26 protein-coding genes are annotated in these 22,695 nt (G+C 57.5%); 15 read left to right on the top strand and 11 right to left on the bottom strand.

Translation table 11 applies throughout. From position 1 onward, the window contains the following. The first annotated feature begins 2 nt into the window (after nt 1–2). The 4 genes from AC3IUF_RS08010 (at nt 3) to queC (ending at nt 2,530) form a co-directional block, all read left to right on the top strand. Nucleotides 3–362, top strand: a complete 360-nt coding sequence (locus AC3IUF_RS08010) for a hypothetical protein (RefSeq protein WP_007919652.1) — start codon at nt 3–5, stop codon at nt 360–362. 1 nt (nt 363) lies between these two features. Beyond that, nucleotides 364–960: a hypothetical protein gene (locus AC3IUF_RS08005; protein WP_447784160.1), complete on the top strand. Its 597-nt coding sequence runs from the start codon at nt 364–366 to the stop codon at nt 958–960. Between the two features lie 206 nt (nt 961–1,166). Beyond that, complete coding sequence (locus AC3IUF_RS08000) at nt 1,167–1,634, top strand: SUKH-3 domain-containing protein (RefSeq protein WP_007919654.1); 468 nt, start codon at nt 1,167–1,169, stop codon at nt 1,632–1,634. 197 nt (nt 1,635–1,831) lie between these two features. Next, nucleotides 1,832–2,530 carry a 7-cyano-7-deazaguanine synthase QueC gene (gene queC / locus AC3IUF_RS07995; protein ID WP_007919656.1) on the top strand — a complete coding sequence of 233 codons (699 nt, stop codon included), beginning with the start codon at nt 1,832–1,834 and terminating at the stop codon, nt 2,528–2,530. Between the two features lie 53 nt (nt 2,531–2,583). On the opposite strand, the gene AC3IUF_RS07990 is transcribed toward queC, so the two are convergent. Together AC3IUF_RS07990 and AC3IUF_RS07985 are read right to left on the bottom strand one after the other, a co-directional pair. Then, entirely contained in the window at nt 2,584–3,462 is an 879-nt protein-coding gene (locus AC3IUF_RS07990) for a queuosine precursor transporter (RefSeq protein ID WP_489280848.1), read from the bottom strand. Continuing rightward, nucleotides 3,446–4,051 (bottom strand): helix-turn-helix transcriptional regulator, encoded by a 606-nt coding sequence (locus AC3IUF_RS07985; RefSeq protein ID WP_042704939.1) that lies wholly within the window; start codon nt 4,049–4,051, stop codon nt 3,446–3,448. Before AC3IUF_RS07985 ends, AC3IUF_RS07990 begins: the two co-directional genes overlap by 17 nt. Before the next feature lie 531 nt (nt 4,052–4,582). Between AC3IUF_RS07985 and glyA the strand changes: the two genes are divergently transcribed. Beyond that, entirely contained in the window at nt 4,583–5,932 is a 1,350-nt protein-coding gene (gene glyA, locus AC3IUF_RS07980) for a serine hydroxymethyltransferase (protein WP_489280847.1), read from the top strand. Between the two features lie 68 nt (nt 5,933–6,000). On the opposite strand, the gene AC3IUF_RS07975 is transcribed toward glyA, so the two are convergent. Then, the gene (locus AC3IUF_RS07975) at nt 6,001–7,419 is read right to left on the bottom strand and encodes an amino acid permease (protein WP_007919666.1); all 1,419 of its coding nucleotides are present in this window, start codon (nt 7,417–7,419) and stop codon (nt 6,001–6,003) included. A gap of 299 nt (nt 7,420–7,718) precedes the next feature. Here AC3IUF_RS07975 and AC3IUF_RS07970 point away from each other — a divergent pair, with 299 nt between their 5' ends. The 3 genes from AC3IUF_RS07970 to AC3IUF_RS07960 all read left to right on the top strand — a co-directional run bounded on the left by AC3IUF_RS07970 (nt 7,719) and on the right by AC3IUF_RS07960 (nt 9,487). Beyond that, the gene (locus AC3IUF_RS07970) at nt 7,719–8,105 is read left to right on the top strand and encodes a hypothetical protein (protein ID WP_489280846.1); all 387 of its coding nucleotides are present in this window, start codon (nt 7,719–7,721) and stop codon (nt 8,103–8,105) included. A 207-nt stretch (nt 8,106–8,312) separates the two neighbouring features. Next, a complete protein-coding gene (locus tag AC3IUF_RS07965; protein WP_003222780.1) occupies nt 8,313–8,450 on the top strand; it encodes a hypothetical protein in 138 nt (45 codons plus the stop codon). A 71-nt stretch (nt 8,451–8,521) separates the two neighbouring features. Next, on the top strand, nt 8,522–9,487 hold the full coding sequence (locus tag AC3IUF_RS07960) for a M29 family metallopeptidase (protein ID WP_095114467.1): 966 nt from the start codon (nt 8,522–8,524) through the stop codon (nt 9,485–9,487). 231 nt (nt 9,488–9,718) lie between these two features. Here the strand turns inward: AC3IUF_RS07960 and rluB are convergent, their stop codons facing one another. From rluB to AC3IUF_RS07930, 6 genes are all read right to left on the bottom strand, one after another. Beyond that, nucleotides 9,719–10,939 (bottom strand): 23S rRNA pseudouridine(2605) synthase RluB, encoded by a 1,221-nt coding sequence (gene rluB / locus AC3IUF_RS07955; RefSeq protein ID WP_095114464.1) that lies wholly within the window; start codon nt 10,937–10,939, stop codon nt 9,719–9,721. 143 nt (nt 10,940–11,082) lie between these two features. After that, nucleotides 11,083–11,274, bottom strand: a complete 192-nt coding sequence (locus tag AC3IUF_RS07950) for a DUF1289 domain-containing protein (RefSeq protein ID WP_034153249.1) — start codon at nt 11,272–11,274, stop codon at nt 11,083–11,085. Between the two features lie 105 nt (nt 11,275–11,379). Continuing rightward, nucleotides 11,380–12,375 (bottom strand): SMC-Scp complex subunit ScpB, encoded by a 996-nt coding sequence (scpB, locus tag AC3IUF_RS07945; protein ID WP_095114463.1) that lies wholly within the window; start codon nt 12,373–12,375, stop codon nt 11,380–11,382. An 11-nt stretch (nt 12,376–12,386) separates the two neighbouring features. Further along, nucleotides 12,387–13,208 carry a segregation and condensation protein A gene (locus AC3IUF_RS07940; protein ID WP_007919671.1) on the bottom strand — a complete coding sequence of 274 codons (822 nt, stop codon included), beginning with the start codon at nt 13,206–13,208 and terminating at the stop codon, nt 12,387–12,389. Further along, on the bottom strand, nt 13,209–13,838 hold the full coding sequence (locus AC3IUF_RS07935; protein ID WP_095114461.1) for an L-threonylcarbamoyladenylate synthase: 630 nt from the start codon (nt 13,836–13,838) through the stop codon (nt 13,209–13,211). Nucleotides 13,839–13,851: 13 nt separating this feature from the next. Continuing rightward, nucleotides 13,852–14,715, bottom strand: coding sequence for a PHP domain-containing protein (locus tag AC3IUF_RS07930; RefSeq protein WP_095114459.1), 864 nt, complete (start codon nt 14,713–14,715; stop codon nt 13,852–13,854). Between the two features lie 87 nt (nt 14,716–14,802). Here AC3IUF_RS07930 and AC3IUF_RS07925 point away from each other — a divergent pair, with 87 nt between their 5' ends. The 6 genes from AC3IUF_RS07925 (at nt 14,803) to AC3IUF_RS07900 (ending at nt 19,146) form a co-directional block, all read left to right on the top strand. Continuing rightward, nucleotides 14,803–15,402: a septation protein A gene (locus tag AC3IUF_RS07925; RefSeq protein ID WP_489280845.1), complete on the top strand. Its 600-nt coding sequence runs from the start codon at nt 14,803–14,805 to the stop codon at nt 15,400–15,402. Between the two features lies 1 nt (nt 15,403). After that, nucleotides 15,404–15,703 carry a YciI family protein gene (locus tag AC3IUF_RS07920; protein WP_007919677.1) on the top strand — a complete coding sequence of 100 codons (300 nt, stop codon included), beginning with the start codon at nt 15,404–15,406 and terminating at the stop codon, nt 15,701–15,703. A 150-nt stretch (nt 15,704–15,853) separates the two neighbouring features. Beyond that, the gene (locus AC3IUF_RS07915; protein ID WP_038363742.1) at nt 15,854–16,264 is read left to right on the top strand and encodes an SH3 domain-containing protein; all 411 of its coding nucleotides are present in this window, start codon (nt 15,854–15,856) and stop codon (nt 16,262–16,264) included. A gap of 7 nt (nt 16,265–16,271) precedes the next feature. Further along, nucleotides 16,272–16,949: a response regulator transcription factor gene (locus AC3IUF_RS07910; protein ID WP_007919679.1), complete on the top strand. Its 678-nt coding sequence runs from the start codon at nt 16,272–16,274 to the stop codon at nt 16,947–16,949. Between the two features lie 231 nt (nt 16,950–17,180). Then, entirely contained in the window at nt 17,181–17,630 is a 450-nt protein-coding gene (locus tag AC3IUF_RS07905; RefSeq protein ID WP_007919681.1) for a Spy/CpxP family protein refolding chaperone, read from the top strand. Between the two features lie 175 nt (nt 17,631–17,805). Beyond that, nucleotides 17,806–19,146 carry a sensor histidine kinase gene (locus AC3IUF_RS07900; RefSeq protein WP_489280844.1) on the top strand — a complete coding sequence of 447 codons (1,341 nt, stop codon included), beginning with the start codon at nt 17,806–17,808 and terminating at the stop codon, nt 19,144–19,146. A 313-nt stretch (nt 19,147–19,459) separates the two neighbouring features. Here the strand turns inward: AC3IUF_RS07900 and AC3IUF_RS07895 are convergent, their stop codons facing one another. Continuing rightward, nucleotides 19,460–20,026 (bottom strand): nitroreductase family protein, encoded by a 567-nt coding sequence (locus AC3IUF_RS07895; RefSeq protein ID WP_007919690.1) that lies wholly within the window; start codon nt 20,024–20,026, stop codon nt 19,460–19,462. Between the two features lie 121 nt (nt 20,027–20,147). Here AC3IUF_RS07895 and AC3IUF_RS07890 point away from each other — a divergent pair, with 121 nt between their 5' ends. Continuing rightward, on the top strand, nt 20,148–21,602 hold the full coding sequence (locus AC3IUF_RS07890) for a TrkH family potassium uptake protein (RefSeq protein WP_007919691.1): 1,455 nt from the start codon (nt 20,148–20,150) through the stop codon (nt 21,600–21,602). Here AC3IUF_RS07890 and AC3IUF_RS07885 read toward each other — a convergent pair. Next, entirely contained in the window at nt 21,559–22,620 is a 1,062-nt protein-coding gene (locus AC3IUF_RS07885; protein WP_202949280.1) for an AraC family transcriptional regulator, read from the bottom strand. The genes AC3IUF_RS07890 and AC3IUF_RS07885 overlap by 44 nt on opposite strands. Between the last annotated feature and the right edge of the window lie 75 nt (nt 22,621–22,695).

The following is a 22,695-nucleotide window of genomic DNA, read 5'->3' as shown; positions in this document are numbered from 1 at the left end:
AAATGTTTGATGACTACCTGAGCAACAAAGACAGCTATTTTCAACTAGAGCAGGATTTTTATAAATTCTTTTATCTAGAGGTTCAGAAAAACGAAGTCGCTAGTGAAATATTCAAGGCGCCTTTTTACAATACATTCTTTTCAAACGGCACGCCGTTCATGGATGGAAATCCAATTTTTTCTGTAAGAAATGAGGTGAATGGCCAGATTCTTAGAATAGTATTAGACGAGGATGTTGATGAGCTTTCCTCGTATCAAGACAAAGAGGCGGGATGTGAGCTTGTTATATTCGGAAATCTATCCTTGATGGATGAAATAAAGAAAATGATTTCCGCGTGGATCAAGGCGCAACAACTCTTCTAGTATGATTTCTACAGATTTCCATCAGCTTGTTGAGTTGTTCATAGAGGGCTCGGGTAATTTTCAACCAAGTATTTTTGGGTTGGACAGCTTTTCCGAGTCGGATTTCATAAGCGGCGATTTTGAACTGATCGGCGATCCAAATGGCTTTCATTCTTTCGAGAAAGCATACGACGTTCCTTATTTTCGTAGAAAAATAACGGTAGTGTTCAAGCAGTATTTTTTTGCGAGTGAGGGTTTGGGGGGAGGTCTTGGTATTGCAGGTGGGGTAAGGCTGACATCGCTTTTGAGAAAACAGCCATTTGCTACATCAATGGGGCATGTCGATACGAATCGAATGGTGTTCTTTTTCTTCGAGGATAAAAGTGATGGAGCACTGATTTTCGACGAAAAAATCGTCATAAGTTTTGACCAGTGGTCCAAGCGCAATTCTTATATGTTTTCAACAGTAGAGTGTGATTTTGATAATGCGCAGTTCAATGAAATAGCAAAGAAAGCGGTTCGCGAAACGTTTGAACCGTCCACTCACGATTCGATCATCAGAGATGCAAAGCAACGAGGCTGCTCACGTGCGTTTAATCGTTTGATTGCAAAGCTTTAGCTCGACATGCTCATGCGGCAAACCAATTTATATGCTATTGGTGCGGCGCAAACTAATTCTGGGGAATAGTTATCATGAAAAATCCCATTGAAATAGGGGCATCTCTCAGAGACAAGGTATCCCGGTACGGCTGAATGTTGACAAACGATTCAGTGCAATAAAAAAGACCGTTAATGCAGAACGCTGCCTAAGCCTGGACGCTCCCAATGCACCCGCTGATCGAACTTCCCGAGACTCTCCACCCACTGTTCCTGGCTGCCGGTTGGCCTGTGACCCATATCGTGCCATTGCCGGATTTCGTCCCGCGCGAGCATCCAGCCGCTGCTCTGCTCGAACAACTGGCCGGCCTGACCGTCGGCACCTGCGGCACAGGCGAAGACTGCGCTACCAGCGATGTAGCGTTTGGCGCCTTTGAACACCTGTATGGAGATGAAGACTTCTTGGCTTGGCAGCAACGCTTGGGCAGCACCTTGGTGAACATCGCCGAAATTCATCATGGCCACGCTGCACTGTTGATGGACGAAAAAGGTCGCTGCTACGCCTTGAGTTTCATTCATGACGGGTTCTGGCTGCAGGGCAGAACTTTTGTCGAAGCGATGGAAAAGCTAGTGTTTGGGCGCAAGTGCGGTGAGCAAGTGGCGCTGGCCACACCGGGCGCCGTGCCAGTTGTTTAAATCCCTCTGCTTTTAGCAACGAGCTAAAAACGTTTGCTATTTAACATGCCTATTATTCAGGTATTGAAGCCTCACTCCACCTTAAGATAGCCGCTCGCGGACTCACGCGCGCCTCTGGACTCTGCACCGAACTCCATCCCTATTTCGAGTATCATCTCCACCTTTGCCCTCAAGACCTCAATGCAGGAAGCATAACCATGACCAACAAAGCAGTTATCGTATTCAGCGGCGGGCAGGACTCCACCACGTGCTTGATCCACGCCCTGACCCACTACGATGAAGTCCACTGCATCACGTTCGACTATGGTCAGCGTCATCACGCGGAAATTGAAGTGGCGCAGCAGCTGTCGAAAAAGCTCGGTGTGACCGTGCATAAAACGCTGGATGTGTCCTTGCTCAACGAGCTGGCCATCAGCAGCCTGACCCGCGATAACATTCCGGTGCCGACCGTGAACAGCTCTGGCGAGAGTCTGCCAAGCACCTTCGTTCCGGGACGGAACATTCTGTTTCTGACCCTGGCCTCTATCTATGCCTATCAAGTCCAGGCCAAAACGGTCATTACCGGTGTCTGTGAAACCGACTTCTCGGGCTATCCCGATTGCCGGGATGAGTTCGTCAAGGCCTTGAATAAAGCCCTCGAATTAGGCATGGATTACAAGCTGCAACTGGATACGCCATTGATGTGGCTGAACAAGGCAGAAACCTGGGCCTTGGCTGATTACCACCATCAACTGGATCTGGTTCGCGAAGAAACACTGACTTGCTACAACGGCATCAAAGGCACTGGATGTTCCGATTGCGATGCCTGTAATCTTCGCGCCAAAGGCTTGAATGAGTTCCTGAACAATAAAGTACAGGTGACTCAGCGCTTGAAAGAGAAACTTGGCTTAAAGTAATACTGCAACAAGAAGCGCTCACTCAAGCATGCCGAGTGAGCGCCCTCCTCTCTTTATTGCGTCTGCGCACCCGTCAGGTACTTCTTGAACAATGATCTTGCGCCGTAGGCCGGCAAGATATTAAAGAACGCAAAACCTACCTTGATTGCGATCTGAACGTAGATCATGCCCAGTATCGCGCTATTTTCCATCGTCCCGTAAAACGCGATATAGCAGAACAGAAAACTGTCGATGATCACGGCAAACAACGTACTTAAAAATACTCGCAAAAACAGAAACCTGGAATTTGTGAGTTCTTTAATCTTGCACAACAGATACGAGTTTATATTCTCGGAAACCAGAAACGATATAGAAGACGCTACCAGAACTGCTGACAACTGACTAATAACATCATTGTAAGCGCCATCGAGTTTCCAGCCCGGCAATCCCGGAAGATGGGTCGTGATGGCCAGCAGAATGATAATCGCGGCGTTGCTGATAAACGCGAACAGGATCGCTTTTCGCGCGAGCCTCAGGCCGAATGTTTCGTTGAGCAAGTCGACGATCAGGAATGTCAGCGGATAGAGGAAGGTGCCCGGCGTTACGACAATATCGAAATACTCGAGGTAGATCGGTTTTGTCGCTGCAATACTGGTAAAAATGTAAAGCGTGAACAGCATCAGGTTCAGGATGATGTAGATCATCCAGGAACTCTCATGCCGGTCATTGATTTCGTAAGCGGTGAGTGCTCCGCCTTGGGAGTAAAACTTCTTGTAGAGGTTTTTCACTTCGATTTTATTCAGATTATCCATAATCTCACTATTCAACACTTCACTTAGCTTTATTTTAATTATTTTGCCTGTCGCGATGACCATGATGACGGCCAGGCTTTTTCCATTTTCGAATCCCAGCAATTTGTACTTGCTGTTTTCCAATTCAACACTGTAATCCATTAAATCGTTCCTCGATTACATCTCCGATCACGCATACACGATCCGTATCAAAGTTGCCTTCATGGCTTATAGATAACTTCGCTGTGATTTTGTCATACACCAGCTTTTCCCTGTCGCTGGTCGACGCTCCTTTCTGCACGATCAATAGATCGCCGGGTTCATTCATGCCGCTGATTTCATTTTCCAGCAACACGCCAATCAGATTAAAGGACGCGCCAAAATAGTAAGTCAGTGGATAAATCGTGGCCAACTCACCAATTCTCTTATCCAGACTTTGCAGCAGCAGACTTTCTTTAATCACCGGAACCGCCGCCGGATTCATATTCCCCTGTGGCGAAATACTGCTTTCGATGATTTCCTTTTCTTCAAAATCAATCGTCTCTATTTCCTCGTAAGACACTCCGAAGAAATCAGAAATCTTGCGCACAGTGGACTGTTGTACATTGACCACTTTACCTTCAAGAATGTTATAGATGGTCGTGCGGGTCAAACCACTGGAGTGACACAAGGACAACTGCGTCTCCCCGCGACTCTTTATCAGGTATTTGATGTTGTTCTTCAGATTCTCCGATCTTTCTCTTCTGTGCATCACATGCTTATCATCCATTTTTAACTGCAATCAATGTCACATCCCGAATGATCATTCCGGACATACACAAGTGAGGTAGGAAATTGCAGTTATATCCCTGTCAGTGCCGCGCAGGATCATAGCATTCTCCCTCCTTGGGTTCGGTATAAAAAGTCAGCTTTCACAGGCTGCTTCCGCCAACGTGCGGGGTCATTTCAGCCTCCGTACGGACTCGTCAGTTCCTTTCGACTTCCACCCAAGGCCGGAAAATCGGCACCGGGCAATGCCTGTTTTACACCCGACGCGACCACAAAAAGAATCATTTTCTTTGAAGAATGTTCATTTTTTTGATTAATTCTGTGGCGTTCCTCACTGAAAAATTTATGATGCGTCAATCCGGCGTCCCATTCTCGAGAGTGAAAGGACGAAAAAACGGGGGGCCTGTACAGGGTTTAGTTTTGCGCGCACAGCGGTCAAAACACGGATTCGCCTGTACAGATCTGGCAAGCAAGGACATGCGCAAATCACGCAAAACCAGGGAAGGAATAAGCAATGGCAGTCATTACTGAACCACTCAAGAACCAGGCTGACTTGCTGCGACGCGGTCTGGCAGATCTCCGCGCAGAAGACGCCGAACTGGCGGCCATTCTCGACGCTGAAGTGACGCGCCAACAGCACACGCTTTCACTGGTCTCCTCCTCCTGCACAGTCCAGCCGCGAACCTTGGCGGCCTGCGCTTCCGTGTTGGTCAACGTGACCGCTGAAGGCGTCTCCGGCAAGCGTCACAGCGCAGGGTGCGAGAATGTCGAGCTGGTCGAATCGCTGGCCATCCGCCGGGCGCGGCAACTGTTCGGCGCGCAATACGCCAACGTGCAGCCACACTCAGCGTCGAACGCCGTTTACCAAGTGCTCACAGCTTTGCTAGAGCCGGGCGATACCTTGCTGGGCATGGCGGTGGAACACGGCGGTCATCTCACGCATGGCAGCCTCGCCACGTTTTCCGGCGCCTACTACAAGGCGATCCAGTACGGCACGACAGCAGACGGCCTGATCGATTACGACAAGGTTCGCCTGCTCGCACTCGCCCATCGCCCACGCGTCATCCTCTGCGGCGCCACCGCCTATTCGCGCGTGGTGGACTTCCAGCGGTTTCGCGAAATTGCCGATGAAGCCGGGGCCATCCTGCTCGCCGACATTTCGCATATCGCCGGGCTCGTCGCCACCGGACGACACCCAAGTCCGATCGACGCCGCCCACGTCACCGTCACCTGCACGCACAAGCAACTCGCCGGGCCTCGCGGTGGCGTGATTCTCAGCGGTGCTGATGCGAACACCAAGATTCCCGGTTTGCGGACCACCTTCAGTCGCCTGCTGGATCAAGCCGTTTACCCGCGAATGCAGGGCGCGCCTGCTGCCAACATGATCGCTGCGAAAGCTGCCGCGCTGGGTTATGCAATGTCCGCAGAATTCGATGCCTGCATGGCGCAGATCCGCAGCACGGCGGATGAAATGGCCAAAGCGTTTCAGGCCAAGGATTATGAAGTGGTCGGCGGCTGCAGTGAAAACCACACGGTGCTGGTGCGCTTGCGGGGTGGCATCACGGGCGCTATCGCCGAGGCGGCGCTGGGGCACTGCGGGATCATCGTCAACAAACATCGCGTACCCGACGATCCCCGTTCGGCACTTGTCACCAGCGGGCTGCGTATCGGCACCGCTGCGCTGGCGCAACGTCGGGTCGATGTCCACGGCAGCCGCCAGATCGTCGATTTGATCGTGCGGATTCTGAACACGGTAGCGCCGCTCGGCGAACAGGATTACACCCTGGAACCGCTGCTCCTCGCGCAGTTTCGTTCAGAGGTCGAAACCCTGTGCAGGGACTATCCTCTCGCCGACTATCAATAGCGCACCAATATTTGCACCCATAAAAAAACCCGGCACTCAGGCCGGGTTTTGTGTTTCTGCGTCAGCGCTTACTTGGCAGCACCTGCCGCGTGCACGGCCTGCTGCGCACCGCGCTTGTTCTTGATCACGTAGCAGACCCACATGAACACGACCCACACCGGAATCGCGTACACCGAGATCTGAATGCCCGGAATCAGCAGCATCACGCCGAGGATGAACGCGACGAACGCCAGGCAGATGTAGTTGCCGTACGGATACCACAGCGCCTTGAACAGCGGCGTCTGCCGGGTCTTGTTCATGTGCTGACGGAACTTGAAGTGCGAGAAGCTGATCATCGCCCAGTTGATCACCAGCGTCGCAACCACCAGCGACATCAGCAGTTCCAGCGCGTGCTGCGGGATCAGGTAGTTGAGCAGCACAGCGACCAGCGTCACCGCCGCCGAAGCCAGAATCGACCGCACCGGCACGCCGCGCTTGTCGATTTTCGCCAACACTTTCGGCGCATCGCCCTGCTCGGCCATGCCCAGCAGCATACGGCTGTTGCAGTAGGTGCCACTGTTGTACACCGACAACGCAGCAGTCAGGACCACGAAGTTGAGGATGTGCGCGGCGGTGTTGCTGCCGAGCATCGAGAACACTTGCACGAACGGGCTGCCGCTATACGAATCGCCGGACGCGTTGAGGGTTTCCAGCAGGCTGTCCCATGGGGTCAGCGACAGCAGGATCACCAGTGCACCGATGTAGAAAATCAGGATCCGGTAGATCACTTGGTTGATTGCTTTCGGGATCACGGTTTTCGGCTTGTCGGCTTCAGCGGCGGTGAAACCGAGCATTTCCAGACCGCCGAAGGAGAACATGATGATCGCCATGGCCATCACCAGACCGCTGACACCATTCGGGAAGAACCCACCGTGCGACCACAGGTTGCTTACCGAGGCTTGCGGGCCGCCGTTGCCGCTGACCAGCAGGTAGCTGCCCAGCGCAATCATGCCGACGATCGCCACGACCTTGATGATCGCGAACCAGAATTCGGCTTCACCGAAGACTTTGACGTTGGCCAGGTTGATCGCGTTGATCAGCACGAAGAAGGCTGCCGCAGAGACCCAGGTCGGGATGTCCGGGGCCCAGTAGTGGATGTATTTGCCAACCGCAGTCAGCTCCGACATGCCCACCAGAATGTACAGAATCCAGCAGTTCCAGCCCGACAGGAAACCGGCAAAGCCGCCCCAGTACTTGTGCGCGAAATGGCTGAAGGAACCGGCCACCGGCTCTTCGACGATCATTTCGCCGAGCTGGCGCATGATCATGAAGGCGATGAAGCCGCAGATGGCGTAGCCGAGGATCATCGACGGGCCGGCGGATTTCAGTACCCCGGCCGAGCCGAGGAACAATCCGGTACCGATCGCGCCACCGAGGGCGATCAGTTGAATATGGCGATTTTTCAGGCCGCGTTTCAGCTCGCCTGATTGCGAGGGTTGTCCACTCATGAAAAAGGTCTCACGCAAGGTTTGATGATGTTCAGTAGACGTTGCTGCCAGGTTGCGATTTCAAGCAGCCCCGATCAAACCCCAGCGCAGGCACCAGGAGTTCAGCTTATTTACAACGGTCATGCGTCACCTGTTTGTTTTTATCTGTGACGAAATCGAACCCGAAACGCTTGTGGCGCGACGGAGTGAACAAGGCGGATAGCCTTGAGATTTGCGCGATTACGCAGAGGGTCACAGTTAAAACGCGGCGCATTGTACACCGCTAACCCCCTGCTGCCAGACCCCGCTGGATCAGCGTGATGGTTGCCGGGATTGCGTGTGTCCGCTTCGAGATGCTCGAGCGGCTGCAAAAAATGAGTCAGGCCTTTGCAGGCCATCGGCGTGGACGAGGAAAAAACCGTCCCACGGAGAGAGGTGGAGATCAGTCACGGCGTTCATTGCGCCTCCTTCTTGTTATGCACCTGCACGACAGGCATGGGGCGCATCTCACCCTGCAAACGCCGCTGAAACAAGCGCGCCAGAGCCCTGCACAGCCTGCGGCGGAGCAGACTGCGGCAGCTTTTCCTTACAGCGCTCATGGCGGGTTGGATTCACTCGTTTTTAGCGGCATTTTCGTAAACATTTCTTTACGACGCGTAACGCAGAGTTTCCATTTCAGAAAATTCTGTCAGACGTCTGCAAATTGACGGTAGCTAGCTTGCTAATGAAAACCATGACTTAGTTTTTTGTTTTTAAATAAGAAAAACCGAGCGTAAAAACAGAATAAAAAGTCTATTTAAAAATTAAATGAATAATTTTTTGCATTACAAAAAACCCTGAACTAGGTTCTTCACGTCTTGCCGGCCACCTCGACCGGCCAGTCACAACCGTGAAAGTCATCTAGGAGATCGACCATGCAAGCACTGGAAAAAGACTTGGATACCGAACTGCAACTGGACGAATGGTTTGAAGCACCGACCCACGAGGCGGCTGTAGAAATGATGCAAGCCGACGCGGTAGTTCCGTTCGGCACGGCGATGTGGCCTCTGTAAGACATCCCCGGGCAGGCACGATCCGGCCGGTCGTGCCTGCCGCTTTCTTCACGGTCAGTCAGGGAGGACTCATGGATAAGCCCCGCGCGATCTCGCATTTCCTTTACTACCTCGAACATCACCCTGCCCTTGCCGGCCTCGACTCGGCGAAGGTATTGCTCGGCCACACGGCTGATTACGCAGCGCTGACCGGCGCGATCGCCGAACAGGCCGGCGATCATCCTCGCTTCCACTTCAGCGCCCGACGTCTGGACCTGGAAAGCACTGCAGCGCTGACCTCGGCAATCACCGACAGCGATCTGTACATTTTCTTCTACGACTCTTCCACCCTGCCCAACCCACGCCCCGACGGCCCGGAATTCGTCCGTGCGCTGCAAGGCGTGATGGCGGAAAACTGGAAGAAGTCGCTGCTGTTCAAGGACTACGGCGAGTATTTCTACGACACCTTCAGCGTCACCCCGCAGCGGATTGCCGGGCTCAACAGTCACCTGATCCAGCGCATGTCACAGGCGACCACGCTGAGCTTCAAGGACGACGACGGCTCATGGTTTGAAACGCCGCTGAGCAGCATCAAGAAGTGGACCGACATCAACGGCGTCGGCAACTTCGACCTCGCCCCCGGCGAAATCGCCACGCACAGTGAAGCCATCAACGGCCATGTGAAATTCAAGGGCACATTCCTCAGCACCATTCCGTTTGCGCGCAAATACGGAGTTCTGGAATCGCCACTGGAGTTGTGGATCGAAAACTCGACCATCAGCCGCATCGCCACCGACGTGCCGGGGCTGGAGCATGATTTCAACAAGTACCTGGACGCCAATCCTTCGAACCGGCGGATTGAAGAGCTGGGGATTGGCACCAACGAAGGCGTGAAGGATCTGTATGCGCGCAATGCCGGGTTTGAGGAGCGGCACTGCGGGTTGCACCTTGGTTTGGGCGGTGGGGCCAAGGGCAGTCATCACCTGGACCTGATCTTCTCGGGCGGCGTTTTGGCGCTGGATGACAAGCCGGTGTTTGACGGGCGGTTTGTCTTCTGATCCTGAAAATTAGGTGGCTGCATTGGCCTCATCGCCGGCAAGCCAGCTCCCACAGGTTTTTGTTGCGCTGCATAAATCCTGTGAACACCGCAGATACATGTGGGAGCTGGCTTGCCAGCGATGAGGCCCTCAAAAGCACCACATACCTTTCGCCAGACAAAAAAAACGCCAACCCTGCGGTTGGCGTTTTTGCTTTGGCTTGAAGCTTGCCGCTAAAAGCTCACAGCTGCCTTATTCCGGCTTCTTGCGACCAAACCCCGGACGCTGACCGGAACCGGCCGGTGCACCACGACGCTTGCCCGACGGCTTGTCGCCATCAACCAGTTTGATCCCCGGACGCTTCGGCGCAGGCTTGGCCGGGCGCTTGTTGGTGGTGTCCGCTGGACGATCCGCCACTGGCGTGCCACGACCGGCAGGTGCACCACGCTCGCCACGCTCAGTGCGACCGTTGGCCGGACGCGGAGCGCGCTCGCCGTCACGGGCGACTGGTTTGCGACCTGGACGCTCGCCTTCGATCTGCGGCTCGCGGCTTGGACGTGGGCCAGTCGGCGCGCCAGTGGCTGGACGCAGGGTGCGGACGCGCTCGGTCTTGCCCATCGGGCGCGACGATTTGCGCTGCATGCGCTCAAGCTTGTCTTTGCTCTTGGCGTTCAGTTGCGGCATCGCCACCGGCGTCAGGCCGACTTCAGCACTGAGGATGTCGACTTCGTACTGGCTCATTTCGCGCCAGCGGCCCATCGGCAGGTCGGAGTTGAGGAACACCGGACCGAAACGCACGCGCTTCAGACGGCTGACCACCAGACCTTGCGATTCCCACAAGCGACGAACCTCACGGTTACGGCCTTCCATCACCACGCAGTGGTACCAGTGGTTGAAGCCTTCACCACCCGGCGCCTGCTTGATGTCGGTGAACTTGGCCGGGCCGTCTTCCAGCACCACGCCAGCCTTCAGACGCTCGATCATTTCGTCGTCGACTTCACCGCGTACACGCACGGCGTACTCACGGTCCATCTCGTAGGACGGGTGCATCAGGCGGTTGGCCAGTTCACCGTCGGTGGTGAACATCAGCAGACCGGTGGTGTTGATGTCGAGACGACCGATGTTGATCCAGCGGCCTTCTTTCGGACGCGGCAGCTTGTCGAACACGGTCGGACGGCCTTCCGGGTCGTCACGGGTGCAGATCTCGCCATCGGGTTTGTTGTACATGATCACGCGGCGGACCGATTCGGCCGCCTCTTCGCGCTTGATCACCTTGCCATCAATGGTGATGGCGTCGTGCATGTCGACGCGCAGACCGAGGGTGGCGTCTTTGCCATTGACCTTGATCCGGCCCTGGCTGATCCAGGATTCCACGTCACGGCGCGAGCCGACGCCGATACGGGCGAGGACTTTCTGCAGCTTTTCGCCTGCTGGGCCGATTTCCTGGTCGTCTTTCTGAATGATGTCGCTCATCTGGGCACCTCCCGGTGTGGTCTGTTCAGGCGGCGCCTGAAGCATTGAAATCTGGGTACTCAGCCGAAGGGATCGGCGAAGGGCCGCGAATCATACGCGGATGTGCGCCGTCGCGCATCAGAGACTAGCTGATCAATGGGCAGTTATTTCTTTTTCCGCCGACCGGCGCCACCGAGCTTGATCAGGCGCAGTGCGGCTTCGGCCAGTACGCTGCGCTTGTCGTCCTTGTCGAGTTTCTTCCAGGCTTTGATTTCGCGCTTGCTGCGGCCGCAGCCGAGGCAGATGTCGTCGGTGAATTTGCAGAGGCTGATGCACGGGTCTTTAGTGGAACTCATTTGGGTACCTTTGGGAGATCAAAAGATCGCAGCCTTCGGCAGCTCCTACAGGGGACGTATTGCAATGTAGGAGCTGCCGAAGGCTGCGATCTTTTCAGCGCCCCCTCAGTCTTCGAATTCGCGGCGTTCGGCTTCGATGGCTTCGGCCAGCGCGCGGGCCTCGGCTTCTTCTTCGCTCAGCTCGGGTTCGGGTTCGGGCGCCGGTTGTTCGAGGGCGGCGACGGCAGCCAACAGCTTTTCGCGGGCTTCGGCGACGCCAAGAATGTCCTCTTCCGGTTCGGCTTCTGGCTCAGCTTCAAGTTCAACTTCGATGGTTGGCTCGGCGATCTGCGGCGCAGGCTCAGTCTCGATTTCTGCTTCAGGCGTCGGCACTTCACCATCCGCCGCATCCCGCAGCAAATCGTCGAAGTCGGTCTTGATCCCCTCCTCCATGCTGTCCAGTTCCAGCAACAACGTATGGAAACTGGTTTCCTCCTTCTCTTCCTCCGGCTCGGCGCTGGCGTCGGCCAACTCCTGCAAACCCTGCGGCACCGGCGCGTCGTCAAAATCGAGCACCGGGTCGGTTTCCATTTCGCGCAGCTCGGCCAATGGCGGCAGATCTTCGAGGTTCTTCAGGTTGAAGTGATCGAGAAAACCTTTAGTGGTGGCAAACATCGCCGGCTTGCCCGGCACATCGCGGTAACCGACAACCCGGATCCACTCACGCTCAAGCAAGGTTTTGACGATGTTGCTGTTCACCGCCACACCGCGCACGTCTTCGATCTCGCCACGGGTGATCGGCTGGCGATAGGCGATCAGCGCGATGGTTTCCAGCAACGCACGGGAATAGCGCTGCGGGCGTTCTTCCCAGAGTCGACCGACCCACGGCGAAAACTTCTCGCGGATCTGCAAGCGATAGCCGGACGAGACTTCCTTGAGCTCGAAGGCGCGGCCCTCGCAGGACTTGCCCAGCAGTGTCAGGGCTTTCTTGAAAACCGCAGGCTCGGGACGTTCACCTTCTTCGAACAGTTCAAAGAGGCGCTCAAGGGATTGCGGCTTTCCCGAGGCCAACAGAAAGGCTTCAAGCAGGGGCGCCAGCTCGCGGGGTTCAGTCAGGTTCATGTTTCGACTCGTTATTCGGCTCGGGCTCGCACGTGGATCGCGGCGAACGGCTCATTCTGCACCAGCTCGACCAAGGATTCCTTGACCAGTTCAAGGATCGCCATAAAAGTCACTACCACACCCAGCCTGCCCTCTTCGGCAGTGAACAGTTCGACGAACGGCACAAAACCGCCGCCCTTGAGCCGTTCCAGCACATCGCTCATGCGCTCGCGGGTGGACAATGCCTCGCGGCTGACCTGGTGGCTTTCAAACATATCGCCACGGCGCAGCACTTCGGCCATGCACATCAAAATCTCTTCCAGCGCGACATCCGGCAACAGCTTGCGCGCCCGGGCTTCCGGGGCGTCGAGCTTGGGCACGATGACATCGCGGCCGACGCGGCTCAAGCCGTCGATGCCTTCGGCGGCAGCCTTGAAGCGCTCGTATTCCTGCAAGCGGCGGATCAGTTCGGCGCGCGGGTCGTCTTCTTCGTCTTCGACGGTTTCGGCCCGTGGCAGGAGCATGCGCGACTTGATCTCGGCGAGCATCGCGGCCATCACCAGATACTCGGCGGCGAGTTCCAGGCGCACCGACTGCATCAGCTCGACATAGCCCATGTACTGGCGGGTAATTTCCGCCACCGGGATGTCGAGGATGTTGATGTTCTGTTTGCGGATCAGGTACAGCAGCAGGTCGAGCGGCCCTTCAAAGGCTTCGAGAAAGACTTCCAGCGCATCCGGCGGGATGTACAGGTCGAGCGGCATTTCCATGACCGCCTGGCCATAGACCATGGCAAACGGCAACTCTTGCTGAGCGCCGGCCTGGGGATCGGCAACGGTTTCCACTGCGGACATTCAGGCCTCGACCATGAACGGCGTCGGATCGCCGCAACCGACGCGGACCACTTCCGGGTCATCGCCGGTCAGGTCGATCACGGTGGACGCTTTGATGCCGCCAAAGCCGCCATCGATGATCAGGTCCACCTGATGTTCGAGCAATTGACGCATTTCGTACGGATCGCTCAGCGGGTCTTCATCGCCGGGCATGATCAGGGTCACACTCATCAACGGCTCGCCCAGTTCGGCCAACAGCGCCAGCGCGATCGGATGGCTGGGCACGCGCAGGCCGATGGTGCGCTTCTTCGGATGCAGCAGCAGACGCGGCACTTCGCGGGTGGCGTTGAGAATAAAGGTGTAAGGCCCCGGCAGATGCGCCTTGAGAATACGGAAGGTGCCGGTGTCGATCTTCGCGTAGTTGCCCAGTTGCGACAGGTCGCTGCAGATCAGCGCGAAGTTGTGTTTTTCATCGAGTTGACGCAAACGGCGCACGCGCTCGATGGCGGTCTTGTCGCCGATCTGGCAGCCGATGGCGTAGGAAGAGTCCGTGGGATAAACCACCACCCCGCCTTTGCGGATGATTTCGACCGCCTGTTTTATCAGGCGCGCTTGTGGGTTTTCCGGATGTATCTGGAAAAATTGACTCACATTCTCTACCTGTTCAGACGGCGGCAATATCTGTGTCATGTTTGAACCGACACCACAGGGGTGGAAGGTCCTCGGGAACCGGCCGGTACTGGCCGATCTCGGACCAGCCGCCAGGGCCATGGAAGTCACTGCCGGCGCTGACCAGCAGACCGAACTCACGGGCAAGGATTGCCAGGCTGCCCACCTGTTCCGCAGGCTGATGGCCATTGACCACCTCGATCGCATGCCCGCCTGCTTGAATATAGTCAGCAATCAGCTTCCGGCGCTTGCTGCGGGTGAAATCGTAGTGCCACGGATGCGCCAGGCTGACCCAGGCCCCGGCGGCGCGCAGTGTGCCAACGGTGTCTTCCAGCGTCGGCCAGTGCAACTTGACGTCACCCAGCTTGCCGGCGCCGAGCCATTTGCGGAAGGCTTCGGCGCGATCCTTTACAAAACCTTCACGCACCATCCAGTCGGCGAAATGCGGACGGGCCGGGGCGTTGCCGCTGTCGCCCAGTTCCTGCTGAACCTGCCGGGCGCCTTCGAGGGCACCGGGCATGCCCTTGAGGGCGAGCTTGCGGCTTATTTCTTCCGACCGCAGCCAGCGGCCATCGTGCAATTTGGCAATCGCCTCGACCAACGGCGCGGCATTCACATCAAAACCGTAGCCCAACACATGAATGGTCGCGCCGCCCCACGTACAGGACAATTCGACGCCGTTGACCAGTTGCATACCCAACTCAGTCGCAGCCGTGCGCGCTTCGGCGAGGCCCTCGAGGGTGTCGTGGTCGGTCAACGCCAGGACTCGCACGCCGTTCTCGAACGCACGCGCAACCAGAACCGCAGGCGCCAGGGCGCCATCGGAGGCCGTGCTATGGCAGTGCAAATCAACATTCACGGGGAGTTGTAACCTCAAATCAGCTGGCGCTATCGCGCGCCCATATGTTTGTTATTATGCCGCCACATCCAGCTTCTGGCTCTCACTGTGAAACAATTCATCGATTTCATCCCGCTTCTGCTGTTCTTCATCGTTTACAAACTTGATCCACGGGTCGTCGACATCGCTGGCCATGAAGTGACTGTAGGCGGTATTTACAGTGCCACGGCGATGCTGATCATCAGTTCCCTGGTGGTGTACGGCGCGTTGTTCATCAAACAGCGCAAGCTGGAAAAAAGCCAATGGCTGACGCTGATCGCCTGCCTGGTGTTCGGCAGCCTGACGCTGGCGTTCCACAGCGAGACCTTCCTCAAGTGGAAAGCGCCGGTGGTCAACTGGCTGTTCGCGGTCGCCTTCATCGGTAGCCACTTCATCGGTGACCGCTTGCTGATCAAACGCATCATGAGCCACGCGCTGACCCTGCCGGACCCGGTCTGGACCCGCCTGAACATCGCCTGGATCGCCTTTTTCCTGTTCTGCGGCGCTGCCAACCTGTTCGTCGCCTTCACCTTCCAGAGCTACTGGGTAGACTTCAAGGTGTTCGGCAGCCTGGGCATGACCCTGGTATTCCTGGTCGCACAGGGCATTTACCTGTCGCGTCATCTGCACGATGCCGATACCACAACAACACCAAAAACCGAGGACTGACATGCTCTACGCCATCATTGCCACCGACGTCGCCAACTCGCTGGAAGCACGCCTGGCCGCGCGTCCTGCGCATCTGGAACGCCTGCAAGCGCTCAAGGGCGAAGGCCGCATCGTATTGGCCGGCCCGCACCCGGCCGTCGACAGCAATGATCCGGGCGCAGCGGGTTTCACCGGCAGCCTGATCGTCGCCGAGTTCGATTCCCTGAGCGCTGCGCAAGCGTGGGCTGACGCCGATCCGTACATCGCCGCTGGCGTCTACGCCAATGTGGTCGTGAAGCCGTTCAAGCAAGTCCTGCCTTAAATGCCCCGTGATGAGGGGATTTGTCCCCTCATCACTCGCGACACGGCCACTGACAATGAACCTTCCTGGTTCTTGCTGCTCTCAATCGCTCATTATTCTCGTTTGCCTGCCGACAACCTGCCCAATATCCATTTGGAAGCAGGTGTCGCGATGCGCAAGGGTCCGTTGTGTCTGATGTTGGTCACGTTGTCGATCATGGCGCCCGCCCATGGTGAGGAGACCACCGAAGGCGGCAGCTCCACGCCATTGTCGTTAAGCGCCGGCAGCCAGATCACCGAGTTGCAGCAGCGCCTCAAAGCCAGTGAGCAGCAGCGGGAAGAACTGAGCAAACAACTGCAAAATGCCGACAATACCCGCGAAAGCGCCCAGCTTGCCCGGTTGCGCCAAGAGAACCAGCGCTTGAAGCTGCAACTCAAGGAAGCCCAGGCCAGTCCGCTGCCGCGTCTGCTGACCGATCAGCAGCAGTGGTTCGTCACGGGCGCCGGAGTAGCGCTATTGGCGCTGCTCTGCGGTATCTTTGCCAGTGGAGCAAGCCGAAAACGTCGGCAATGGCTAAATTGAGTGAGTCATGAGCGAGCTGTTACTGATTGATGATGACCAGGAGTTGTGCGAACTCCTGAGTAGTTGGCTGAGCCAGGAAGGCTTTCAGGTGCGCGCCTGCCACGATGGCCAGAGCGCGCGTAAAGCGCTGGCCGAAACCGCCCCGGCGGCGGTGGTGCTGGACGTGATGCTGCCCGACGGCAGCGGTCTGGAGCTGCTCAAGCAATTGCGCAACGATCACGCTGATCTGCCGGTGCTGATGCTCTCGGCCCGTGGCGAGCCGCTGGATCGTATCCTCGGTCTGGAATTGGGCGCCGACGATTACCTGGCCAAACCGTGCGACCCGCGCGAACTGACCGCGCGCCTGCGCGCGGTGTTGCGCCGCAGCCATCCGGCAGCGGTGTCGACTCAGCTTGAGCTGGGCGATCTGAGTTTCAGTCCGGTGCGCGGCGTGGTCAGCATCGACGAGAAAGAGCTGACCCTGACTGTTTCAGAAAGCCGCCTGCTCGAAGCCCTGCTCAAGCAGCCGGGCGAACCACTGGACAAACAGGAACTGGCGCAGCTCGCCCTCGGCCGCAAGCTGACCCTGTACGACCGCAGCCTCGACATGCACGTCAGCAACCTGCGCAAGAAGATCGGCCCGCACCCGGACGGCCGTCCGCGCATCGTCGCTCTGCGCAGCCGCGGTTACTTCTATAGCCTCTGAACCGCGCCCATTCCCACTGTAGGAGCTGCCGAAGGCTGCGATCTTTTGATCTTGTTTTTAAAAGACAGATCAAAAGATCGCAGCCTTCGGCAGCTCCTGCACAGGGCATGTGTAAGGTGGGACGCGAAGCGTCTTTACCCAAGCTTTACGCAGTGCTGACCGCCGCTGACCTTGATCTCCGTAATCTGTACTCATCCGGAACGTACCGGGAACGAGACAAGGAGATACACCATGCGCAAGACTCTTATCGCTCTGATGTTCGCTGCCGCTCTGCCAACCGTCGCCATGGCCATGCCACAAGACGGCGGCCCGATGGGTGGCCCGCTTGACGGCCCACGCCACGGCGGTCAGATGCACGGCATGCACGGCAAAGGTCCGTACAGCCAACTCGACCTGTCCCGCGAGCAGCGTGAGCAGATCCGCAAGATCATGGGCGAGCAGATGCACGAGCGTAAGCAAGTGGTCGACAAGTACCTGGAAAAACTCTCGCCGGCTGACCAAAAAGCCATGAAAGACGAGATGGCCGCCAACCACAAGAAAGCCGAGTCCGATGTGCGTGCGCTGCTGAAACCGGATCAACAGAAGAAATTCGACGAGATCCAGAAAAAGCAGGCCGAGCGTCGCGCCGAATGGGCCGAGTTCAAGGCGTGGAAAGCGCAACAGGCGCAAAAGGCGCAATAATGATCTAACTTCAGGCCCGACGGCTCACCCCGTCGGGCCTGTTTTCATCGATCCAAATGTAGGAGTGAGCCTGCTCGCGATAGCGGTGTGTCAGTTGACAGATTTTTGTCTGACCCTCCGCTATCGCGAGCAGGCTCACTCCTACAGGGGTTTTGCATTGTTCTGAGGATTTTCTGTGCGTTCATTGTTCTGGCGTATTCTCGCGAGCTTCTGGCTGGCCATCGCACTGGTGGCCGGCCTGTCCATTCTGCTTGGGCACATGCTCAACCAGGACGCGTGGATCCTCAGCCGCCATCCGGGCCTCAACACGCTGGCCGGCGAATGGACACAAACTTACGAAGCCCAGGGCGAAGAAGCCGCCCAGGACATCCTCGAACAGCGCAAGCGCCAATATCACATCGACGTTCAGGTGCTCAACGAAAGCGGCGACCCGGTGGTACGCGGCACCTTCCCGCGTCGCGCCGCCGCCTTCGAAGCACGCCAGAACAACGATGACCGACGCCTGCCATGGCGTCGCCTCACCGACGAATTCACCAGCGAAAAAACCGGTGACACCTACCTGTTCATCTACCGCATCCCACACCCGGAACTCGACTCATGGCACCGCGAAAGCCTGCTTTGGCCATTGAGTGCGTTGGGCATCGCGTTGGTGGTGCTGACCCTGTTCAGTCTGCTGGTGACCTTCTCCATCACCCGCCCGCTCAGCCGTTTGCGCGGCGCGGTGCATGATCTGGGGCAGACGACTTACCAGCAAAACAGCCTGGCGAAACTGGCCAACCGTCGTGATGAATTCGGCGTGCTCGCCAATGACTTCAACCGCATGGGCGCGCGCCTGCAAAGCTTGATTGGCAGTCAGCGTCAGTTGCTGCGGGACGTCTCCCACGAATTGCGTTCACCACTGGCTCGGTTGCGCATTGCCTTGGCACTGGCGGAACGCGCCAACCCTGAAGAACGGGAAAAACTCTGGCCACGCCTGACCCGCGAATGCGATCGGCTGGAAGCGCTGATCAGTGAAATTCTGGTGCTGGCACGGGTTGATGCGGACAACGCCAGTGCCGAAGACGTGGATTTGAATGCGCTGCTCGGCACTTTGCAGAAGGACGCAAAACTCGGATCGCCCGAGCAGATCGTCCGTCTCGATGTCGAACCGCAACTGAATCTGAAAGGCTGGCCGACCATGATCGAACGCGCCGTCGATAACCTGCTGCGCAATGCCCAGCGCTTCAATCCGGAAGGTCAGGCGATTGAAATGCAGGCCTCGCGTCAGGGCGAAAAAATTATCGTGAGTGTGCGTGACCATGGGCCGGGTGTGCAGGCCGAACATTTGAGCCAGTTGGGCGAGCCGTTTTACCGTGCTCCGGGGCAGACGGCGGCAGGGCATGGCTTGGGGCTGGCGATTGCGCGAAGGGCGGCGGAGCGGCATGGCGGGAGTTTGACGTTGGCCAATCATCCGCAGGGTGGGTTTATTGCCAGTCTGGAATTGCCGCTTGTCCCCGGTGCAGTTGTCCAACCCTAAAAGCCACCCTCACCCCAGAAAAGCCCCTCACCCCAGCCCTCTCCCAGAGGGAGAGGGGGCCGACCGAGGTGTCTTGCGCTATACATCGACCTGAAGAATCGAGTTGATTATGGATCCGGAAGGCACGTGAATCGTCGCCGACTCTGGATTCGAAATGCATCGGAACCGTTATCGACTCCGAGCTCGAAATGCATTGGAGCCGTTATCGATGCAGGATTCAACCGAGCACTTTCAGGTCGGCGTACCTCTACAGCATCCCCCAATCAGTCCCCTCTCCCTCCGGGAGAGGGTTAGGGTGAGGGGCTTTTGATCTTCAGGCCTTACCCGGCCAGGCGCTGACGAACTCAGCCAGATCAACCTTCTCCGCCACACGCGGTTCTTTCTGCGGCGTGCCGAGGTACAAGAACGCGATCACTTCTTCACCCTCAACCAAGCCCAAGCCTTTGGCCACATGCTGGGAATAAGCCAGATCCCCCGTACGCCAAACCGCACCAATCCCCTGCGCATACGCCGCCAGCAAAATCCCGTGCGCCGCACACCCGGCAGCGAGCAACTGCTCGGCCTTCGGATATTTAACGTGCTCCTGCAATTTAGCGATCACCACAACCACCAGCGGTGCACGCAGCGGGCCGTTGCGCGCCTTGTCGATCATCGCTTCGGTGACTTCGCCTTCCTGCAATTGCGCAGCCTCGGCCAGCAACTCGCCCATTTGCTCGCGTGCCGCACCTTCGATGGTCAGAAAGCGATACGGCTGCAAGTGCCCGTGATCCGGCGCGCGCAACGCGGCACCAAACAGGGCTTCGCGCTGCTCGGCAGTGGGGGCCGGTTCGACCAGTCGTGGAACGGAAACACGGTTGAGCAACGCGTCGAGAGCCTGCATCGGCCACCTCCTGAGAAAAATGTGCGGCTATTCTAGCTTCATCTGCCAACAGGATGCCGGTTTACATGCCCTGCCCCACGGGTAGAATGGCGCCCTTCCCACATCAGCCCGAGCGGACTTCATGGCGTTGCCGACCTTACGGATCATTGGTTTCATCATCGGCATCTTCCTGATCACCCTGGCCGTGGCCATGGTCGTGCCGATGGCCACCCTGGTGATTTTCGAGCGCACCAGCGACCTGCCGTCGTTCCTCTGGGCGAGCATGATCACCTTTGTCGCCGGCCTCGCGCTGGTGATTCCCGGCCGCCCCGAACACATACATCTGCGCCCGCGCGATATGTATCTGCTGACCGTCAGCAGTTGGCTGGTGGTATGCATTTTCGCTGCGCTGCCGTTTCTGCTGACTCAGCACATCAGCTACACCGACTCGTTTTTCGAAAGCATGTCGGGCATTACCGCGACCGGCTCGACCGTGCTCAATGGCCTCGACAACATGTCCCCCGGGATCCTGATGTGGCGCTCGTTGCTGCACTGGATCGGCGGCATCGGCTTTATCGGTATGGCGGTAGCGATTCTGCCGCTGCTGCGGATCGGTGGCATGCGCCTGTTCCAGACCGAATCCTCGGACCGTTCGGAAAAGGTCATGCCGCGCTCGCACATGGTGGCGCGACTGATCGTGGCGGCTTATGTCGGCATTACCATCCTCGGTAGTCTGGCGTTCTGGTGGGCCGGAATGAGCCCGTTCGACGCGATCAACCACGCGATGTCGGCGATTTCCACCGGCGGGTTCTCGACCTCCGACCAGTCGCTGGCCAAGTGGACGCAACCGGCGGTGCACTGGGTCGCGGTGGTTATCATGATTCTCGGCAGCCTGCCGTTCACCCTGTACGTGGCGACGTTGCGCGGCAACCGCAAGGCGCTGATCAAGGATCAGCAAGTGCAGGGTTTGCTCGGGATGTTGCTGGTGACCTGGCTGGTGCTCGGCACCTGGTACTGGTGGACAACCAATCTGCATTGGCTGGAGGCGCTGCGCCACGTGGCGCTGAACGTGACGTCGGTGGTCACCACTACCGGTTTTGCCCTTGGCGACTACAGCCTGTGGGGCAACTTCTCGCTGATGTTGTTTTTCTATCTGGGATTTGTCGGCGGCTGTTCCGGGTCGACGGCGGGCGGGATCAAGATCTTCCGTTTCCAGGTCGCCTACATCCTCCTCAAGGCCAACCTTAATCAGTTGATTCACCCGCGCGCGGTGATCAAACAGAAGTACAACGGCCACCGTCTCGACGAAGAAATCGTCCGTTCGATTCTGACCTTTTCGTTCTTCTTCGCCATCACCATCTGCGTGATCGCCCTGCTCCTGTCGCTGCTTGGCGTCGACTGGATGACAGCGCTGACCGGCGCCGCCAGCACCGTGTCCGGCGTCGGCCCGGGTCTGGGCGAAACCATCGGCCCGGCGGGCAACTTCGCCACCCTGCCGGATGCGGCCAAGTGGATCCTGTCGTTCGGCATGCTGCTCGGCCGCCTGGAGATCATTACGGTGTTTGTGCTGTGTATTCCGGCCTTTTGGCGTCACTGACCGCACCCGGCGCCTGCAACAACCGCGTCCGGTAATCGCCGGGCGTGGTGTCGAACCAGCGACGGAACGCGCGAAAGAAGTTGCTCGGGTCGGCAAACCCCAACAGATAAGCGATTTCCAGCAAGGTCATGCTCGGTTGCGCCAGATACTGCTCGGCTAGTTCACGGCGGGTGTCGTCGAGCAGTTGCTGAAAACTCGTGCCCTCCTCCTGCAAACGACGCTGCAAAGTGCGCTGCGACAAATGCAGGGTCTGCGCCACGGTATCGCGCTTCGGCTCGCCCTGCGGCAGCAACCGGCACAGCACCTGCCGCGCCTTGTGGGTCACGCGGCTTTCGGAAAAACGCGCCAGGTATTCCCCGGCAAACCGGTCATGCAACAGCGCCATCGCCTCGTTGGCGGTGGGCAGCGGCGCTTCCATGTCGGCACGCTCGAAGATCAGCGCATCGTACGGTGCGTTGAACATCAGTGGCGCGTGGAAAGCTTGTTTATAGGGTTCCAGGTCATCGGGTTCGGCGCCCTGCACCAAGACTTTGACCGGGTGCAGCGTGCGTCCGGTCAACCAGCCGCACAGGCCCAGCGCACAGGCCAGCGAGGCTTCGGCGCTTTGCCGGGTCGGCGGCAGATGGTCGCCGTGCACCGTCAGAATCAGCGCGTAACCTTCATCCAGCAGACGGAAACTCAGGTCGGCACTTTCGGCGATGATGCGCTGATAGCGCACCAGCCGCTGGAAGCCTTCGGCCAGGGTATTGCTCGACATCAACGCGTAGCCGGCGACATGAAACGACGCCGGGCGCACCACTTTGCCCATGTTCAGGCCGATCGCCGGATTACCGGACAACTCGACCGCCCGTTGCCAGAGGCGGGTCATGGAATCTTGCGGGAAGCGCGCATCCGGATCATCCAGAGCCGTGTAATCGAGCCCCAGTTGCTTGAACAGAACCCGGCAATCCAGGCCGTCCATCTCCAATGCTTTGACAATCCCCATCGCCCAGCTTGCAGAAGTCGTTCGTTCGCTCATGGCGTTTTTCTTTTACATGAGGGGCCGCATGCTACGGCCTGATTTGCCAAGGATACTAAAGTGGCGCCGATTGTC

This window comes from Pseudomonas sp. KH_040, assembly GCF_057839305.1.
This window is presented reverse-complemented; position numbering and strand designations above follow the sequence as displayed.

What these genes read in the sequence shown, in the direction of transcription:
- AC3IUF_RS08010 (WP_007919652.1), top strand. Translation starts at nt 3, where the DNA reads ATGTTTGATGACTACCTGAGCAACAAAGACAGCTATTTTCAACTAGAG.
- AC3IUF_RS08005 (WP_447784160.1), top strand. Translation starts at nt 364, where the DNA reads ATGATTTCTACAGATTTCCATCAGCTTGTTGAGTTGTTCATAGAGGGC.
- AC3IUF_RS08000 (WP_007919654.1), top strand. Translation starts at nt 1,167, where the DNA reads ATGCACCCGCTGATCGAACTTCCCGAGACTCTCCACCCACTGTTCCTG.
- queC (WP_007919656.1), top strand. Translation starts at nt 1,832, where the DNA reads ATGACCAACAAAGCAGTTATCGTATTCAGCGGCGGGCAGGACTCCACC.
- AC3IUF_RS07990 (WP_489280848.1), bottom strand. Translation starts at nt 3,462, where the DNA reads ATGGATTACAGTGTTGAATTGGAAAACAGCAAGTACAAATTGCTGGGA.
- AC3IUF_RS07985 (WP_042704939.1), bottom strand. Translation starts at nt 4,051, where the DNA reads ATGCACAGAAGAGAAAGATCGGAGAATCTGAAGAACAACATCAAATAC.
- glyA (WP_489280847.1), top strand. Translation starts at nt 4,583, where the DNA reads ATGGCAGTCATTACTGAACCACTCAAGAACCAGGCTGACTTGCTGCGA.
- AC3IUF_RS07975 (WP_007919666.1), bottom strand. Translation starts at nt 7,419, where the DNA reads ATGAGTGGACAACCCTCGCAATCAGGCGAGCTGAAACGCGGCCTGAAA.
- AC3IUF_RS07970 (WP_489280846.1), top strand. Translation starts at nt 7,719, where the DNA reads ATGGTTGCCGGGATTGCGTGTGTCCGCTTCGAGATGCTCGAGCGGCTG.
- AC3IUF_RS07965 (WP_003222780.1), top strand. Translation starts at nt 8,313, where the DNA reads ATGCAAGCACTGGAAAAAGACTTGGATACCGAACTGCAACTGGACGAA.
- AC3IUF_RS07960 (WP_095114467.1), top strand. Translation starts at nt 8,522, where the DNA reads ATGGATAAGCCCCGCGCGATCTCGCATTTCCTTTACTACCTCGAACAT.
- rluB (WP_095114464.1), bottom strand. Translation starts at nt 10,939, where the DNA reads ATGAGCGACATCATTCAGAAAGACGACCAGGAAATCGGCCCAGCAGGC.
- AC3IUF_RS07950 (WP_034153249.1), bottom strand. Translation starts at nt 11,274, where the DNA reads ATGAGTTCCACTAAAGACCCGTGCATCAGCCTCTGCAAATTCACCGAC.
- scpB (WP_095114463.1), bottom strand. Translation starts at nt 12,375, where the DNA reads ATGAACCTGACTGAACCCCGCGAGCTGGCGCCCCTGCTTGAAGCCTTT.
- AC3IUF_RS07940 (WP_007919671.1), bottom strand. Translation starts at nt 13,208, where the DNA reads ATGTCCGCAGTGGAAACCGTTGCCGATCCCCAGGCCGGCGCTCAGCAA.
- AC3IUF_RS07920 (WP_007919677.1), top strand. Translation starts at nt 15,404, where the DNA reads ATGCTCTACGCCATCATTGCCACCGACGTCGCCAACTCGCTGGAAGCA.
- AC3IUF_RS07915 (WP_038363742.1), top strand. Translation starts at nt 15,854, where the DNA reads ATGCGCAAGGGTCCGTTGTGTCTGATGTTGGTCACGTTGTCGATCATG.
- AC3IUF_RS07910 (WP_007919679.1), top strand. Translation starts at nt 16,272, where the DNA reads ATGAGCGAGCTGTTACTGATTGATGATGACCAGGAGTTGTGCGAACTC.
- AC3IUF_RS07905 (WP_007919681.1), top strand. Translation starts at nt 17,181, where the DNA reads ATGCGCAAGACTCTTATCGCTCTGATGTTCGCTGCCGCTCTGCCAACC.
- AC3IUF_RS07895 (WP_007919690.1), bottom strand. Translation starts at nt 20,026, where the DNA reads ATGCAGGCTCTCGACGCGTTGCTCAACCGTGTTTCCGTTCCACGACTG.
- AC3IUF_RS07890 (WP_007919691.1), top strand. Translation starts at nt 20,148, where the DNA reads ATGGCGTTGCCGACCTTACGGATCATTGGTTTCATCATCGGCATCTTC.
- AC3IUF_RS07885 (WP_202949280.1), bottom strand. Translation starts at nt 22,620, where the DNA reads ATGAGCGAACGAACGACTTCTGCAAGCTGGGCGATGGGGATTGTCAAA.